The organism is Streptomyces arenae, assembly GCF_022343545.1.
Lineage (GTDB): Bacteria > Actinomycetota > Actinomycetes > Streptomycetales > Streptomycetaceae > Streptomyces > Streptomyces humi.
In genome coordinates, this window is the sequence record NZ_JAKQYH010000038.1 from 16,032 (window position 1) to 30,610 (window position 14,579).

The 14,579-nt window shown below is 70.8% G+C and carries 15 protein-coding genes and 2 pseudogenes; 8 read left to right on the forward strand and 9 right to left on the reverse strand.

Going from position 1 to position 14,579, the window contains the following annotated elements:
* Nucleotides 1-116 precede the first annotated feature (116 nt).
* Entirely contained in the window at nt 117-1,025 is a 909-nt protein-coding gene (locus MB828_RS15835) for a LysR family transcriptional regulator (RefSeq protein WP_301648726.1), read from the reverse strand.
* Between the two features lie 100 nt (nt 1,026-1,125).
* On the opposite strand from MB828_RS15835, the gene MB828_RS15840 reads away from it, so the two are divergent.
* Complete coding sequence (locus MB828_RS15840; RefSeq protein ID WP_301648727.1) at nt 1,126-2,178, forward strand: NADP-dependent oxidoreductase; 1,053 nt, start codon at nt 1,126-1,128, stop codon at nt 2,176-2,178.
* A 30-nt stretch (nt 2,179-2,208) separates the two neighbouring features.
* On the opposite strand, the gene MB828_RS15845 is transcribed toward MB828_RS15840, so the two are convergent.
* The 3 genes and pseudogenes from MB828_RS15845 to MB828_RS15855 all read right to left on the reverse strand — a co-directional run bounded on the left by MB828_RS15845 (nt 2,209) and on the right by MB828_RS15855 (nt 4,117).
* Nucleotides 2,209-2,796 (reverse strand): hypothetical protein, encoded by a 588-nt coding sequence (locus tag MB828_RS15845; RefSeq protein WP_301648728.1) that lies wholly within the window; start codon nt 2,794-2,796, stop codon nt 2,209-2,211.
* 75 nt (nt 2,797-2,871) lie between these two features.
* Nucleotides 2,872-3,072, reverse strand: a pseudogene (locus MB828_RS15850) (transposase family protein); the annotation flags it as partial.
* Between the two features lie 34 nt (nt 3,073-3,106).
* Nucleotides 3,107-4,117, reverse strand: a complete 1,011-nt coding sequence (locus MB828_RS15855) for an aldo/keto reductase (RefSeq protein ID WP_301648729.1) — start codon at nt 4,115-4,117, stop codon at nt 3,107-3,109.
* 263 nt (nt 4,118-4,380) lie between these two features.
* Between MB828_RS15855 and MB828_RS46890 the strand changes: the two are divergent.
* Both MB828_RS46890 and MB828_RS15860 read left to right on the forward strand, forming a co-directional pair.
* Nucleotides 4,381-4,608 (forward strand): annotated as a pseudogene (locus tag MB828_RS46890) (IS630 family transposase); the annotation flags it as partial.
* A 61-nt stretch (nt 4,609-4,669) separates the two neighbouring features.
* Complete coding sequence (locus MB828_RS15860) at nt 4,670-5,158, forward strand: DUF5959 family protein (protein WP_301648730.1); 489 nt, start codon at nt 4,670-4,672, stop codon at nt 5,156-5,158.
* Between the two features lie 110 nt (nt 5,159-5,268).
* Here MB828_RS15860 and MB828_RS15865 read toward each other — a convergent pair whose 3' ends face one another.
* Genes MB828_RS15865 through MB828_RS15885 form a run of 5 tightly spaced genes read right to left on the reverse strand, consistent with a single transcriptional unit; the run spans nt 5,269 to nt 9,331 of the window.
* Entirely contained in the window at nt 5,269-5,865 is a 597-nt protein-coding gene (locus tag MB828_RS15865; RefSeq protein WP_301648731.1) for a hypothetical protein, read from the reverse strand.
* Complete coding sequence (locus MB828_RS15870; RefSeq protein ID WP_301648732.1) at nt 5,862-7,172, reverse strand: hypothetical protein; 1,311 nt, start codon at nt 7,170-7,172, stop codon at nt 5,862-5,864. The genes MB828_RS15865 and MB828_RS15870 overlap by 4 nt, the downstream gene beginning before the upstream one ends.
* Nucleotides 7,169-7,963, reverse strand: coding sequence for an ABC transporter ATP-binding protein (locus MB828_RS15875; RefSeq protein WP_301648733.1), 795 nt, complete (start codon nt 7,961-7,963; stop codon nt 7,169-7,171). The genes MB828_RS15870 and MB828_RS15875 overlap by 4 nt, the downstream gene beginning before the upstream one ends.
* Nucleotides 7,964-7,994: 31 nt before the next feature.
* Nucleotides 7,995-8,795: a hypothetical protein gene (locus MB828_RS15880; RefSeq protein WP_301648734.1), complete on the reverse strand. Its 801-nt coding sequence runs from the start codon at nt 8,793-8,795 to the stop codon at nt 7,995-7,997.
* The gene (locus MB828_RS15885; protein ID WP_301648735.1) at nt 8,792-9,331 is read right to left on the reverse strand and encodes an RNA polymerase sigma factor; all 540 of its coding nucleotides are present in this window, start codon (nt 9,329-9,331) and stop codon (nt 8,792-8,794) included. The genes MB828_RS15880 and MB828_RS15885 overlap by 4 nt, the downstream gene beginning before the upstream one ends.
* A gap of 200 nt (nt 9,332-9,531) precedes the next feature.
* On the opposite strand from MB828_RS15885, the gene MB828_RS15890 reads away from it, so the two are divergent.
* The 5 genes from MB828_RS15890 (at nt 9,532) to MB828_RS15910 (ending at nt 14,421) form a co-directional block, all read left to right on the forward strand.
* A complete protein-coding gene (locus MB828_RS15890; RefSeq protein ID WP_301648752.1) occupies nt 9,532-10,167 on the forward strand; it encodes a GDSL-type esterase/lipase family protein in 636 nt (211 codons plus the stop codon).
* Nucleotides 10,168-10,655: 488 nt separating this feature from the next.
* Complete coding sequence (locus MB828_RS15895; protein ID WP_301648736.1) at nt 10,656-11,939, forward strand: serine hydrolase domain-containing protein; 1,284 nt, start codon at nt 10,656-10,658, stop codon at nt 11,937-11,939.
* A 34-nt stretch (nt 11,940-11,973) separates the two neighbouring features.
* Nucleotides 11,974-12,480 carry an MMPL family transporter gene (locus MB828_RS46895; protein WP_430381392.1) on the forward strand — a complete coding sequence of 169 codons (507 nt, stop codon included), beginning with the start codon at nt 11,974-11,976 and terminating at the stop codon, nt 12,478-12,480.
* Nucleotides 12,481-12,524: 44 nt separating this feature from the next.
* On the forward strand, nt 12,525-13,742 hold the full coding sequence (locus tag MB828_RS15905; RefSeq protein WP_301648737.1) for a sensor histidine kinase: 1,218 nt from the start codon (nt 12,525-12,527) through the stop codon (nt 13,740-13,742).
* Nucleotides 13,735-14,421, forward strand: a complete 687-nt coding sequence (locus MB828_RS15910; RefSeq protein ID WP_301648738.1) for a response regulator — start codon at nt 13,735-13,737, stop codon at nt 14,419-14,421. Before MB828_RS15905 ends, MB828_RS15910 begins: the two co-directional genes overlap by 8 nt.
* The last annotated feature ends 158 nt before the right edge of the window (nt 14,422-14,579 follow it).

The following is a 14,579-nucleotide window of genomic DNA, read 5'->3' on the forward strand; positions in this document are numbered from 1 at the left end:
AGCTGTTCCGGAGATCCGTTCCCGGGAGCTGTTCCGGAGACCCGTACCCGGGACCTGTTCCCAGGAGCTGGGAGATTACCGCAGTCGTGCCGGCGATCGGGGGTCGTGCGGAGCGGTCAGCGGGGCGGCAGGCACCCGGCGGGGAGCGTCGCCCGCAGTTCCCTCACCAGGGCACGCACCGCGGCGGATCCGGCCGCCTCGGCGCCGGTGACGTAGCCGACCCGACGGGTCGGGCGCCCGGGGCCGAGGGCGACGGTCGCCACCGAGTCCGGTGCTCCGGTCAGGGCGAGCGCGGGCATGATCGCCATTCCGTGCCCCGCGGCGACCAGCGAGAGGACCGCCCCGTCGTCCTCGGCCTCGACGGTCGCCCTGGGTATCCAGTCCTGCGCGGCCCACCACGCGCGGGTGCGCGAACCGCAGTTCTCGGCCCAGTCGACCAGCGGCAGGGTATCCGGGGCGGTGTGCCCGGCAGCGTGCACCAGGGCGTAGGGCTCGTCGAAGAGGGCGCTCGCGACCAGTCCCGCCGGCAGCGGCACGGTGCCGCCCAGCGTGGCGACGGCGATGTCGGCCTTCCCGTCGGCGACTTCGCCCGCGGTGCCGCGCCCCACCTCACGGACGATCCGTACCCGCGGGTCGAGCTCCGGGTACCGGTCCCGCAGCCGCTGGAGGGCCGGTGGCAGCAGGTGCAGGGCCGCGCTGCGGAAGGCCGCGATCCGCAGTGGTCCCGCCACGGTGCCGGAGCGGGCCGCGGCGCGCGCCTCAGCGCCCAGGACGTCCAGCAGGCGCAGCACACGGCGGGCGTGGGCCACCGCCCGCTCGCCGGCCGGGGTGGGGCGGGCACCGGCGCGACCGCGTCGGAAGAGGACGGCACCGATCTTGCGTTCGCTGCCGCGGACCGAGTGCGACACCGCGGACTGGGTCAGACCGAGGGTGCCGGCCGCGGCCGAGAAGCCGCCGGCGTCCGCGACCGCCACCAGGACGCGCAGTTCGTGCGGGGCGAGGTCGGAGTCGGTCGTGCGGGCCACGGGGCGCTCACCTCAACGTATGAGTACGGCTCATGGAACGGGGCGTGCCATGAGCCCAACCGGCTGCCCGGCGGGCGCATTCCCGCCCTACGGTCCGCTCATGAACGAGAGCGCGCTCACCGTCCACCAGACCGCCCGCCCGCACGGGCATCCCACCGCCGGGCACTTCGCCTTCGTCGAGTCCCCGCTTCCCGAACCCGCCGCCGGCGAGGTGCTGGTGGAGAACCTCTACTGGTCCGTCGACCCCTATCACCGCGAGCTGATGGACGACGTGCCCGGCGGCTTCGCCCTCGACGCCCCGCTCGAGGGCCGGACCATCGGGCGCGTCGTCGCCTCCCGCACGCCCCTGCTGGCGGAGGGCGAGATCGTGTTCCACCGGCGGGGCTGGCGCACCCACTCGGTGGTCACCCCCGAGGAGATCCGGCGGTTGCCGCGCTTCGACGGCGTCCCCCTGACCGCGTACCTGAGCGTCCTCGGCGGCACCGGGCTGACCGCCTACGTTGGCCTGACCCGGATCGCGCGGCTCAGGGAGGGCGAGGACCTGTTCGTGTCGGCCGCGGCGGGCGGGGTCGGCACGGCGACCGGGCGGTTCGCCCGGCTGCTCGGTGCCCGGCGGCTCGTGGGCAGCACGGGCTCGGCGGCGAAGGCCGGCCACCTGACGCGCGAGGTGGGCTACGACGCCGTCTTCGATTATCACGACGGCGACGCCGGTGACCTGCTGCACGAGGCCGCGCCGGGCGGCATCGACGTGTGCGTCGACAACGTCGGCGGCGAGCAGCTGGCCGCCGCGGTGCGGGCGCTGCGCGACCACGGGCGCATCGTGCGCGTCGGCACGATCAGCCAGTACAACACCCCCGACGCGCCGCCGCCGCGCTTCGACCACGCGGACGTCGTGGAGAAGAGTCTGCGCATCGAGGGCTTCCACGTCCGGCACTACCTCCATCTTCAGGAGGAGTTGTACGAGTTCGCCGTGCCGCACCTGCAGAGCGGCCGGCTCACCGCCGACGAGACGGTGGTGGACGGGTTCGAGCACATCGTGGACGCGTTCCTGGGCATGCTGCGCGGCCACAACACCGGCAAGATCATCGTCCGGGACCACACCGTCCGCGACGGGGCGGAGGCGGGCCGGGGCGACCGGACCACCTCCGCGTGAGGGAGCCCCGCTCAGCGGGACCGGAGACCGTCAGGAGAGCTTGATCGGCGCGTAGTCGTCGCAGTACCCGGCCGCCGAACCGGAGTTCTTGTAGCAGTACACGCCGGCCGAGGTGGTGGAGACGCCCGTGGTGAAGAAGACGGGCTGCTGGGTGTAGGACGTGGTCGAGGCCCGCAGGTACGTCTCCGTGCCGCCGAAGCTCTTCACGCCGACCGCGACCTCTTCACCGGCCGTGGCCGCCTTGGCCCAGCCGACCAGCAGACAGGTCCCGCTGGGGGTGAGACCGCTGACGGTCTGGATGGCGCCGCCGTAGCCGGCCTTGTTGCCGTCGATCAGGGCACCGTCGTTCTTCACGACGAGGATGTCGTCGGCGCCGTCGTAGGTCATCGTGTTGTTGCGGATGACGGTGTTCGTGGTGAGGCCGGTGCCCTGGCCGTCCCCATCGGGGGTGACGGCCACGGCGAGGCGGTCGACGTGGTCGAAGGTGTTGTTCTCGACGACCACGTCGTCCCAGGTGGAGACGGGGGTGGGGTGGCCGGTCTGGACGCCGACGCCCGCGTTGGTGGAGTACCAGCCGCCGCCGTAGCCGACGATGTTGTGGATGTACATGTGGTGCACGCGGATGTGGTGCAGGACGCCGCCGGAGCTGTTATCGGCGAGGACGCCCGAGAGCCAATCTACATCCAGTGAACCTCAGTTTGAGCTGGTCAGGTGCAGGGTGAGGACGGCTTGGACGAGGCTGGTGATCCGGGTCGTGGAACAGCGCAGTCTGAGCAGGAGCCGCCAGGCTTTCAAGGTGGCGATCGCCTGTTCGCCAAGTACCCGGATCTTCGCGTACGAGCGGTTGACGGCCTGTTGGCCTGCGGAGAGACGCTTCCACCGGCCGCGGTAGGGCGTGGACTCGTCGAAGGCCCGGCGGTAGCCCGGACTACCGGGAGCCCGCCACAGGGCGCGACTTGTAGAAGGACTCCTCCAGGTAGGCGGTGGCGTGCGGCTGGTAGGGCTCCTCCAAGTAGGCGGCCTCGTCTTCGTCGAGTTCGACGTCCACCGCGGCGACCGCGTCGGCCAGCTGGGCCGGCTTGGTGACCCCGACGACGGGCGAGGTCACCGCCGGGTTGCGCATGACCCAGGCCAGGGCGACCTGGGCCGGGGACAGACCCCGCTTGCCCGCGATCTCGTGGACACGCTCGGCCACTGCCTGGTCCCCGTCGCGGTAGAGGATCTTGCCGCCCTCGTCGGTCTCGGCACGCGCCGTGGCGGCGTCCCGGACCCGCGTCAGCCTGCCCCGCGCCAGCGGGCTCCACGGGATCACGCCGATGCCCTGGTCGGCGCAGAGCGGGAGCATCTCCCGCTCTGCTTCTCGGTGGATGAGATTGTAGTGGTCCTGCATCGACACGAACCGGGTCCAGCCGTTCAGGTCAGCCAGGTACAGGGCCTTGGCGAACTGCCAGGAGTACATGGAAGAGGCTCCGATGTAGCGGACCTTCCCGGACCTGACCACGTCGTGCAGCGCCTCAAGGGTTTCCTCGATCGGGGTGTCGTAGTCCCAGCGGTGGATCTGGTACAGGTCGATGTAGTCGGTCCCCAGTCGCTTCAGAGAGGCGTCGAGCTCGGCGAAGATCGCCTTGCGGGACAGCCCGGCGCCGTTCGGGCCGGGGCGCATCCGCATCCAGACCTTGGTGGCGAGAACGACCTCCTCGCGCCGGGTGAAGTCCTTGACCGCCTGACCGACGATCTCCTCGCTGCTTCCGGCGCTGTACCCATTGGCCGTGTCGAGGAAGTTGACGCCGGCCTCAAGGGCCTGCCTGATGATGTCCCGGCTGGCGTCCGCGCCCAGCGACCAGGGCTCACCGCCCCGGTCCGGCTCGCCGAAGCTCATGCAGCCGAGGGTGATGGCGGAGACTTCCAGTCCGGTCGTTCCGAGTTTGATGTATCGCATGCATCGGAACCTAGGAGTCGGAGTGCGCTCCAACGCAAATTCAGAGACGTGGGGCATGCGCGCCCTGTCTAGTAGCGAGTAACAAACTGTCAATACTCGGCCGAGCGCGTGGGGCACTACTCAGCCCCTCGACGGCAAACCGCCTTCGCGGGTCCGTCGCCACCACCGACCATCGCTCGATCACTAAAAGATTCCGCCGGTCCGGGCGGCGGTTTCGCGGCACTCGCGACGGCGCCCCTACCCGCGGCATCTCTTAGTCCGGTAAAGGGCGCAAGGACCAGCCGAAGGGCTTCGGCTGGCACGACTTCCGTGATCTGATCGTCCGGGCCCGCATTCAGCTGGACGGGCCGATCGGCAACCTCGCCGCCGCCGGCCTCAGCCAAGTCACCCGCGCGGTCAAGCACCGGCTCAAGACGCTCCGGTACCGGCCGGACGTGATCGACGGCTGTCTGGCCGGCACAGGCCTGGCTGTGTCGCTCGTCCGGCGATAGGAGACCATGCAGCCCACACCAGCGCACGAAAGCGAGCAACTTCATGACGGAGCCCGCTCCGATGGACCTTATCCACCTCGCCGATCCCGCCGGGGACCGCTGCATCGTGCGCGTCGTGGGACGGCTCCAGCCGGGCGTGCTGACCGGCCACGACATTCTGCACGCGGACGTACTCGCCTCCACGAGTTTCGTCGACGCGAGGCTCGACCTTTACCTGTTCCAGCACGACCTGGACTCCTGGGAGCAGGAGCTGTCCAACCTTGGACCAGGCCAGACGGTCAGCATCGGCGGAGACCGTGGCCTGAGCCTCGACATCCACATGCACGAAGACGGCTGGCTGTCGATCCAGATCAACGACCCGGACCGCCTTACGGCGCTTCTGGGAACCCGGCCCGAGGGGGACTGGATCGCCGAGCACCGCGGGCGCCTGGAACAGGTCCGGCTGACCTGGCCTCGTGAAGTCATCGAGACGGCCCCAGGAGCCTACGAGTGGAGCCCCGACCGCACAGGCGGTCCTCACACGCCTACGCGCGCGGCTCCAAGCCGCTGACACCAGACGATGCACCGAACGCACCGGTGGGGACAAAACGCTCTTCAACGGAGTTGACGTCCGCCTCACCACGTAGGAGGCCGTCTTGCTGTGAGCGAGCGAGTACAAGCTCAGACGGGCTCGGACGACGTCCGGTGGTGCGGGCCCCGGCTGACGTAGGCGACGGTTCCAGCGACGGTGAGTGCCGCTGAGACCAGGGCCGCGGGTCGGCTGTCGGAGGCCTGTGTCTGCCAGGTCAGCGCCTCCCCCGCGGTGCCCATGCCCGGGAACGCCGCCGCGCCGAGCGTCCACCCGAGAGGCAGGAACCACGAGCGAGCGGTGCCGACCGTGGCCGTCCCCAGGGCGGTCAGGCCCAGCAGGCCGGCCGCGTCGCGGACGACGCATCCGAACGGCCCGAACCGCGTGCCGGTGAGCAGTGTGGCCAGCGGCAGCATGAGTACGCATCCCAGGGCCGTGGCCAGGTGGGACATCCGCAGCCATCCCCACGGCCTCGCCGCCGTGCGGTCCAGGGTGTCGTCGGGACCTCCGAGCGTGGTGGTGGCGACGGCTACCAGGAGCAGGACCGTCAGGGCGAGTACGGTGCTGCTCACCTCGCCCTTGACGCTGAAGGCCCTCGCCAGCAGCCAGGCGATGGCAGTGCCCGCGACGGCCGCGCCGAGCGCCGCCGTCACCTGGCGCGAGCGGACGTAGAGCGTCAGTCCTGTCATCGGGCGCCTCGGCTCAGGAGGTCGGTGGTGTCCTGGCACTTCTGGGCGGCCTGATAGACGGCGATGACCCGGGCTTCGGCGTCGGCTCGCGGCAGTGCCCGCAGTCCCTTCCAGAGCTTGACGGCGTCCGGGTCATCGAATTCGAGGCCATCGGGACCGGTGGTCGGCTCCCGGTCGAGCAGCCAGTAGGCCGCAGCGGTGGCGACTGTCAGGTTCCGGTTGTCTCCGCAGCTGAGAGGGCCGGTGAACACTCCGGTGAGCATCGTCGGTTCGAACCGACCCGGGTGGGCGAGGTGACCGTGCTTGTCGACCGTGATGGTCATCAGCGCGGTGTCGGCCCGCGACCTCGGTGACGTAGGAGGAGAGAACGTGGAGGTGTCCTCATGTGCCTCGACGATTGATGTCTTCGTCAGCAGTTCCAATGCGTGCCGGGCCTTGGGGGTCACCTCGGGCAGCAACCCTTCGTGCGCCCGGCTGACGCAGACCCGCGGGGTGTCGTCGGTGCACACCAGTTCCTGGGCGACCGGGTCGAGCGTCCCTTGGTCGTAGGCATCGCCGGTCGGCGCCACCAGAGCCGTGGCCGTGGCCCCGATGGCCAGCGGCAGCAGCGCGGCGAACGCGAACCTGCGGTTTTGGACGGCGAAGAGCACGACGCCGGCCACCGCGACCGCGGCCATCCAGAGTGCCTGGGCGGCGCTGACTTGGCTGTCGACGGTGTCGTAGTCGCTGAACATGCTCATCCCCATGGCCGGGGAGAACGCCGCCGTGAATCCGCCGTCCGGAAGGGTGTGGGGCGCGAGGATCAACAGCGCGAAGCCGATCACGGCCAGCGCGGGTGCGGTGGCGAGCGCCGGCACCAGGCGTCCGACGGCCAGCCCGAGCCAGACCGAGGCGATCATCGCGACCAGCCCGACGGCCACGACGAAAAACGCGGCCGGCGGCAGGTAGCGCGCCGTGTCGGCGATCCGTGGTGCCGCCGCGAGGAGCGTGACCAGGTAGGCGACGAGCACCGCCAGGGCCGTCGCGGCCAGGATCGGCACCATGCGCTGCGGTCTCGGGCGGGGCACGGCGGCGAGCAGTTCGGCGACGTTCGCCCGGTGCTCGCGATAGGACTGCCAGGCACCGGCGGCCATCGCAAGGGGCGAGAGAACCGCGAGGTATTCGCGCTGTGTCATGGCCAGCGCCATCCACCCCGTGGACCATCGCCCCGCGGTGGCGTGGAGGACGATCGTGCCGGCGACGGCGATCAGGAGCGCGGCGCCGAGGGCGGCCGAGCGCCGGAGCTCGATGCCGAGGATGCGGTTCATGCGTTGCTCCGGTGCCGGCGCAGGAGTGCGGAGTAGCCGCGCTCCGCCGGGCTGTCGCCCGCGTCGCCCTGCCCACCGCGGGCGATCAGGTCGTCGGGGGTGCCCTGGAAGAGGAGTCGGCCTTCGTTCATGAGGATGACGTCGGTGCAGGCAGCGACGACGTCCTCGACGAGGTGGGTGGAGACCAGCACACAGCTGTCGGCGCCGAGGTCACGCAGCAGGTCGCGGAAGTCGAGACGCTGTCCGGGGTCGAGTCCGACGGTGGGCTCGTCGAGGAGTAGCAGTTCGGGGTCGTTCACGATGGCCTGGGCGATGCCGGCCCGGCGCAGCATGCCGCCGGACAGCGTCTTCATCCTGGCGTCGGCCTTGGTGGTCAGACCCACCCGATCGATCGCGCGTTGTACGGCGTCGGGTATCGCGGTTTTGGGCATTTCCTTGAGCCAGGCCATGTACGCGACGAACTCGCGGACGGTGAACCGCGGGTAGAAGCCGAACTGCTGCGGCAGATACCCCAGTTCGCGACGCACCTCGCGCAGGTCGGCACGGCCGTCCACCTGCTCGCCGAGCAGCGTCAATGAGCCGCTGGCGGGCTTGACGACGGTGGACAGGGCGCGCATCAGCGTGGTCTTGCCGGCGCCGTTCGGGCCGAGCAGGCCGTGCACGCCGGCCGTCAGCGTCAAGTCGAGTCCGTCGACGGCCAGGTGCCGGCCGGCCCGGACACGCAGTTCTTGTGCGTGGACGAGCCAGGGATGAAGGGTGGGAGCCGTTTCGGCAGCACGCACCGCTCGCATGGGTCTCTCCTGTCGGTCCTGTTGATGGGGGTCAGTTGCCACTGGTCAGGCGGCGGAAGTGCGTGGCGGCGAGTGGTGTGATCGCGGCAAGGGCCACGGTGGCCGCCACCCAGTCGGCGGTGCTGCCCGGCTGCAGTACCGGGGACAGGGACTGGGCCGCCACACTCGGCAGCAGGACTGCCGCGGACCAGACCACCGCGAGTCCGATCGCCGCGCGCCGTACGCCGATGAGGGCGCCGAGCACGAGGGTGGCCGCCGTGAACGCCAGGCACGGCAGCAGGGTGAGGGCCAGCGAGGTTCCGGTGCTCACACCCGCCACCAGCAATGCCGGGAGCACGACGACGAGCACCGCGAGCGTCCGCCGCAGCACCATGGCCAGACCGGCTGCCGGTGTGGTGGCGATCAGTTCCCAGGCGGGGTCGATCCGCCGGCTCCAGGCCACGGCGACGCCGGGCAGCGGAGCCACCGGGGCCAGCAGCAGCACGAGCGACGGCAGGCTCGGCTCAGCGGAGTCCAGGAGTACGCCACAGCCGAGCACCGCGACGGTCACCGCGAGCCAGGGCAGCAGCGTCCACGCGAGCCAGCGCCGGTGCACGGCGGCTGCTGGTGTGCGTTGCCGGGTCGGCGACGGGCTTGCTTCGATCGCCTGGCCGAGCGAGACGGCGACACGGTCGAGCAAATCCGTCGTGGCAGGAGTGGCCTTGGCGGCCAGTGACTCACGGCAGTGGGCGCACGCGTCGAGATGGACCTCGATCGACCAGAGCGCGGCGTCGTCGAGTCCGTGCCCGCCGTCCGCGTAACGGGCCAGGATCGTGGTGGTGGGATGAGTCATGACAGCGCCTCCCGCAACGCGATCCGGGCCCGCCGCGCGCGGGTTTTCACCGTGCCCTCCGGCACACCGAGCAGCACCGCCGTCTGACGGACCGACAGGTCGTCCAGCACCATCGCCTGCAGCACCTGCCGCAACTCCGGTGGCAGCCGCAGCAGCGCCTGTTCGAAGTTCTGGTCGACGCGGTTCGCCATCACCTCGTCCTCGGCGGCCGGCGCGGTCGTATCGAGCAGGGCAACGGCCGGCACCCGCTCCTGCCGGGCCCGCCGACGAAACGCGTCGACGAGACGATTCGCGGCGATCGTCCAGAGCCAGCCGACCGCACTGCCCTCGGTCACGGAGCCCGCGTAGCTGCCGGCCGCACGCCAGACCGCCAGGTAGGTCTCCTGGAGCACGTCGGCGAGGACGTCGTCGTCGGCGCAGCGGCGGCGGAGCCGCACCGCCAACCAGGGTGAAGTACGCCGATACAACTCGTCGAACGCCACCCGGTCACCACCGGCGACGCGACGCACGAGTTCTGCCTCGTCGAGGTCTGCCATGCCTTTCACGATCAGGGAGACGAAACGACCGTCCATTCAGGTTCTCGGACGCTCCTCCTCCTGGCTGATCGGTGCTTTGACCAGGGGTGATCGGGCGTCGGAGCCGTGGTGTCGGCGGCATGTCGGGGGCTGTCGGTCCGATGTCGGCCTGACGTCGGCGGGGTCTGACACCTTTCACTGTCCGACCGGGAAGCACCGTGATGTTCACCGGCGATTCGATCACCGACTGCCAACGGCTGGCGAGCGAAGACGGCCTCGGGTTCGGCTATCCGCTGCGCCTCGCGGGTGAGTGGGGACTCCGGCGCCCGGACCGGCCCGTGACCTGGCTGAACACCGGAATGGGCGGCCACAAGGTGATGGACCTCGAAGCCCGCTGGCAGACAGACGTACTCGACGCACACCCGGACGTGGTGTCGATCCTCGTCGGGGTCAACGACATGGGCTGGCACACGCTGGACCCGAAGGGGTATGTGATTCCCGCGGAGGAGTTCGAAGCGGGTTATGACCGGCTGCTCGCTCCCCTCGCCGAGGCGGGTACGAAGCTGATCCTCATCGAACCGTTCCTCCTGCCGATCCGCGGCGTCGTCGAGGCCGGGGCCGGATACGCACTCATCGGAGAGGAAGAGCGAAAGCAATGGCGCACCAACCTGGACCCGAAGATCCAGGCCGTGCGCAAGCTCGCCCGCAAGTACGGTGCGCATCTGCTCGGCGCCGACGACATGTTCGCCGACCTCGCTGTGACGACCGGGCCGGAGTATTGGGCCGCGGACGGCGTACACCCGACGCCGGCCGGTCACGCCGCACTCGCCGCGGCCTGGCTGCGCCTGGTCGCGTGACCGGGCCTCGCGATCGCCCGCGCCCTGCAAACGGCCTTGCCCGAGGCGATCGCCGAGCCTCTCATCCGGAGGCGTATGGGCTTGGGCTCGCCGGCCGCTTCCACTACGCCGCCTTCGCCTTCCTCCTTGGCGTCATCCTCGGGATCCTCATCCGCCGCACTGTCACCGCCATGGCCATCACCCTCGCGGCCTTCGCCGCACTCCAGATCGCCATGCCCCTGTACCCGGCCTCGCCGTGGCCCTGGCCGCCTGCTACGCCTGGTGAATCCGCGGTCTGACCAGCGTCTCGCCGAAAGAGGTCATTCCTTGGAGTGACACCGGCGCAGGATGCCGTCGTCCGGGGGAGTGACGGCGGTGCGGAAATCGCCCGCCAACGAGTGACGATCTTGTGCGGCCGTCCTGGCTGAATGGTGTCCGCGCGGCTGTCGCGCCGCAAGGGAGATCAACCTCAGGAGGAAATGATGGGTCGCCGATTCGCCGAAAAGCGCATGCCCTCCCGACGTGCCTGCTCGGCCGTGTCCGCCGCTCTGACCGCGCTGGCGGCCCTCGCCTGCGTCACGCCGGACGCGGTCGCGCTGAACGACTCCGCGCCGCGGGGCGTCGACAGCAGCCGGCTGGCCGGCCGACCGGCCGGAGAGGACGCCGCGGCGCGGCGGCTGTCCGCGCTGATGCAGAAGGAAGTCGACGCGGGCGCGCCCGGGGTGGTGGTTCGGGTGAACGACGGCAGGAAGACGATCTCGCTCGCGCGGCAGGCCGGGTGGACCAGGCCCGACCACAAGCTGTCCGCCGACGATCAGTTCCGGATGGGGTCGAACACCAAGACCATGGTCGGTCTGCTGGTGCTGCAACTGGTCGCCGAGCACAAGGTGTCGCTGCAGGACCGGGTGGAGAAGTGGCTGCCGGGCCTGGTGCCCGGCGGCGGGAACATCACGCTGAAGATGCTGTTGAACCACACCAGCGGCCTGTTCGACTACATAAACGATCCCGGCATCCTCGCCCGGGTGACCGGTGCGGACACGTCCTCGGTGACGCCGGAGGAGTTGCTGGCGGTCTCGGCGCAGTACCCGCCGCTGTTCACACCGGGCGCCGAGTACGCCTACAGCAACACCAACTACGCGGCACTGGGCCTGGTGTTGGAGAAGGCGACCGGCCAGGACCTGGCAACGCTGCTCCAGCGTCGGATCATCGGGCCGCTCGGCCTGCACGACACCTACCTGGCCACCAGCGGGGCGTCCCGGGACGGCGACAAGCTGGCCGATGGCTACGAGCCGGATGCCGAGCACCTGGCGCCGCTGCTGCCACCGGAGGCGCCCAAGGGCACCGCGTTCGCCGGCCCCGCCCGGGGCGACCATGTGCTGGTGACCTCGCTCAACCCCGAATGGGCGTGGGCCGCCGGCGCCATCGTGTCCACGCCGGCCGACGAGCAGCGGTTCCTGCGGGCGCTGGCGTCCGGCAAGCTGCTGCCGCCCGCGCAGCTCGCCGAGATGAGGACGACCGTGGTGGAGACGCCCGGTGACCCGGACAGCGCGCGGTACGGGCTCGGTATCGAGAGGTACCTCAGCCCGTGTGGACCGGTGTGGGGGCACACCGGCGGGGTTCCCGGCTACTCCAGCCAGAACTACACGGACGAGACCGGGAAGCGCTCGGTCACCGTGGTGGCCACGACGCTGTTCGGGATGCGCGCCGAGGGTGTGGGCGCCGCGGATCAGAAGGTGGTCGACGCCGCGGTCTGCACCATGCTCGGCAAGTCCCTTCCGAGCGACGCCAACTGACGCCGACTCACTCCGACCGGAAGAGGAGGCGATCATGGAGCGCCGGACGACCACGATGGAACACCCGATACCCGGGGCGAAACGCCCGATGGTGACCGTGCGGATCGCGCGGTGGAGCGCGACACACCCGTGGCGGGCGATCGTCGGCTGGGTGCTGTTCGTCGCGGTCTGTGTCGCGGTGGGCGGTGCGGCCGGCACGAGGACGGCCGACGCGGGCGCGGTCCGCGACGGACTGCCGAACCGGCAGGCGGTCGCGCGCGGTATCACCACCTCGGTCGGCACCGTGACCAGCGCGGCCGTGGTCATGGTCGCCGTCTTCTCCATCTTCGGCACCCTGACCACCCTGGACATGAAGCAGCTCGGAGTCGGACTCGCCGCGGCGATCCTGCTGGACGCCACGATCATCCGGGCCGTGGTCCTGCCCGCCGCGATGATCATGCTCGGCGAGTGGAACTGGTGGACGCCACGGCCTCTGCGCCGCGAACAGCACGCGGTGCCGGAACGGCTCCCTGCCGCCGCCGCCAACATCGGCTCCGATTAAGGGAATTGACGATGCCGCGAGAGATCGCCGCTAGGGTCGGACGGGTGAGGGAGTACTCCAGCCGGTGGCGTTCCGGATGGCGCCCCCGGGGTGTCGACGCCGGGCTCGTCGTACTGACGCTGTGCGCGCCGTTGCTGATGCAGTCCAGCGCGGATGTGTCGGCGCGGGCCTGGTGGTTGCTGGCCGGCTGCGAGGTGGTGGTCGCGGTCGCCCTGCCGTTGCGGCGCAGGCTGCCGGTGGCCGTGTTCCTGGCGATCACCAGCGCCCTGGTGACCGGGGTCGTCTGGGGCGCCGCCATGGGTGTGCGGCTGTCCCTGCTGGTCTACCTGTCGCTCGCCGTCGCCCTCCACAGCGTGGGCAGCCACTGCACGAGCCGGCCGCGCACCTGGCTGGCCGTGCTCGGCGGTGGTGCGGTGGTCGCCGTCGGGATGTGGATCAATCACATGACCGCCTTCTCGGCGGACTACCAGGGCACTTCGGATGTGTTCGCCGTCCTCGCGCCGATGCCGTTGGCCTGGGCCACCGGGTTCGCCGGCCGCGTCCACCGCGCGAACCTCGCGGCGACCGAGCGGCGCGTCGAGGACGTACTGGGCGAACAGCGGTTGCGTGAACAGCAGGCCGCGCAGCAGGAACGGGTGCGGATCGCCCGCGAGATGCACGATGTGGTCGCGCACTCGCTCACCCTGCTCGTGGTGCGCGCGGAGACCCTGCGCGCTCGCGGCGGCGAGCTGCCGGAGTGGGCGCGCACCGAGACCGACGGGCTCGCCCTCGCGGGCCGTCAGGCCGGCGGCGAACTACGGGACCTGCTGCGGGTGCTGCGCGGTCCCGACGACGCGGCGCCGCTGCAACCGATGCCCGGTCTCGGTGATCTGCCCGACCTGCTGGACCGCAGCCGGGCCGCGGGCGCGCGCGTGGACGCGCGGATCGAGGCGGAGGTGGACGCCCTGCCACGCCCGGTACAGCTCACCGTCTACCGCATCGTGCAGGAGTCGCTCACCAACGCGCGCCGCCACGCACCGGGCGCGCCGGTCCGGGTCACCGTCGCCGAGGAGGCTGGGCGGTTACGCTGCGAAGTGGTCAACCCCCGGCCGGCGGGGCCCGTCCCGGCCGACTGGGGCACGGGTCTGGGACTGGTCAGCATGCGCGAGCGGGTCGACGCGTTGGGCGGCGAGCTGAGCGCCGGACCGACCGGCGAGGGCGGCTTCCAGGTGGTGGCCACGCTGCCTCTGAGCCCCATGACACGGGACGCCGCCGGTGTCTGAGCCGATCACCGTGCTCGTCGTCGACGACGAGCGGATCATCCGCGACGGCCTGGCCGTGATACTGGACAGCCAGGAGGACATCACCGTGGTCGGCACGGCCGGGGACGGCGAGGAGGCCGTCGAGGTGTGCGTCCGGCTGAAACCCGACGTGCTGATGCTGGACATCCGCATGCCGCGCAGGGACGGGCTGTGGACGCTGGCGGAACTGGCCCGGCGGGGCATGCTGGGCCCCCGCCGCACCCGGGCGCTCATGCTGACCACGTTCGACCTCGACGAGTACGTCGACCAGGCGCTCGCCGCAGGCGCCGTGGGATTCCTGCTGAAGAACAGCTCCTACGAAGAACTCACCGCCGCGGTACGCGCCACGGCCGCCGGGCACAGCGCGCTCAGTCCCGCGGTCACCCAGCGGATCATCGCGAGCCACCTCGCCACCCGGCAGCGGCCGGACAACGGCGACCTGAACCGGCTGGCCGACCTGACACCACGGGAGCGCGATGTGCTGCACCTGGTGGGCGACGGGCTGAGCAACGCGGAGATCGCCGTCCGGCTCGTGGTCAGCCTGCACACGGTGAAGACGCACGTCAGCCGCGTATTGGCGAAAACCGGATGCCAGAGCCGCGCCCAGGCGGCCGTACTGGCCCGTCGCACGGGGAACCCACTACCGCCCCGTACGGAGTGACACCGCGCGGACGCCTGCCACGAGCGGCGTGTCAGGTCACGAGCCCTCGCCGGCAAGCGTGGGCGACCGCCTGGACGCGCCGGGAAACCTCGCTTCGGTCAACGCCCCCGCCGCCGCCACCTCCTTCGACGGCAGCACCGGATTCCTGGAGAGCGACC

Excerpts from the sequence above, each read along its gene's own strand:
- MB828_RS15840 (WP_301648727.1), top strand. The coding sequence starts at position 1,126 with ATGAACGAGAGCGCGCTCACCGTCCACCAGACCGCCCGCCCGCACGGG.
- MB828_RS15855 (WP_301648729.1), bottom strand. The coding sequence starts at position 4,117 with ATGCGATACATCAAACTCGGAACGACCGGACTGGAAGTCTCCGCCATC.
- MB828_RS15860 (WP_301648730.1), top strand. The coding sequence starts at position 4,670 with ATGGACCTTATCCACCTCGCCGATCCCGCCGGGGACCGCTGCATCGTG.
- MB828_RS15865 (WP_301648731.1), bottom strand. The coding sequence starts at position 5,865 with ATGACAGGACTGACGCTCTACGTCCGCTCGCGCCAGGTGACGGCGGCG.
- MB828_RS15870 (WP_301648732.1), bottom strand. The coding sequence starts at position 7,172 with ATGAACCGCATCCTCGGCATCGAGCTCCGGCGCTCGGCCGCCCTCGGC.
- MB828_RS15875 (WP_301648733.1), bottom strand. The coding sequence starts at position 7,963 with ATGCGAGCGGTGCGTGCTGCCGAAACGGCTCCCACCCTTCATCCCTGG.
- MB828_RS15880 (WP_301648734.1), bottom strand. The coding sequence starts at position 8,795 with ATGACTCATCCCACCACCACGATCCTGGCCCGTTACGCGGACGGCGGG.
- MB828_RS15885 (WP_301648735.1), bottom strand. The coding sequence starts at position 9,331 with ATGGCAGACCTCGACGAGGCAGAACTCGTGCGTCGCGTCGCCGGTGGT.
- MB828_RS15890 (WP_301648752.1), top strand. The coding sequence starts at position 9,532 with ATGTTCACCGGCGATTCGATCACCGACTGCCAACGGCTGGCGAGCGAA.
- MB828_RS15895 (WP_301648736.1), top strand. The coding sequence starts at position 10,656 with ATGCCCTCCCGACGTGCCTGCTCGGCCGTGTCCGCCGCTCTGACCGCG.
- MB828_RS46895 (WP_430381392.1), top strand. The coding sequence starts at position 11,974 with ATGGAGCGCCGGACGACCACGATGGAACACCCGATACCCGGGGCGAAA.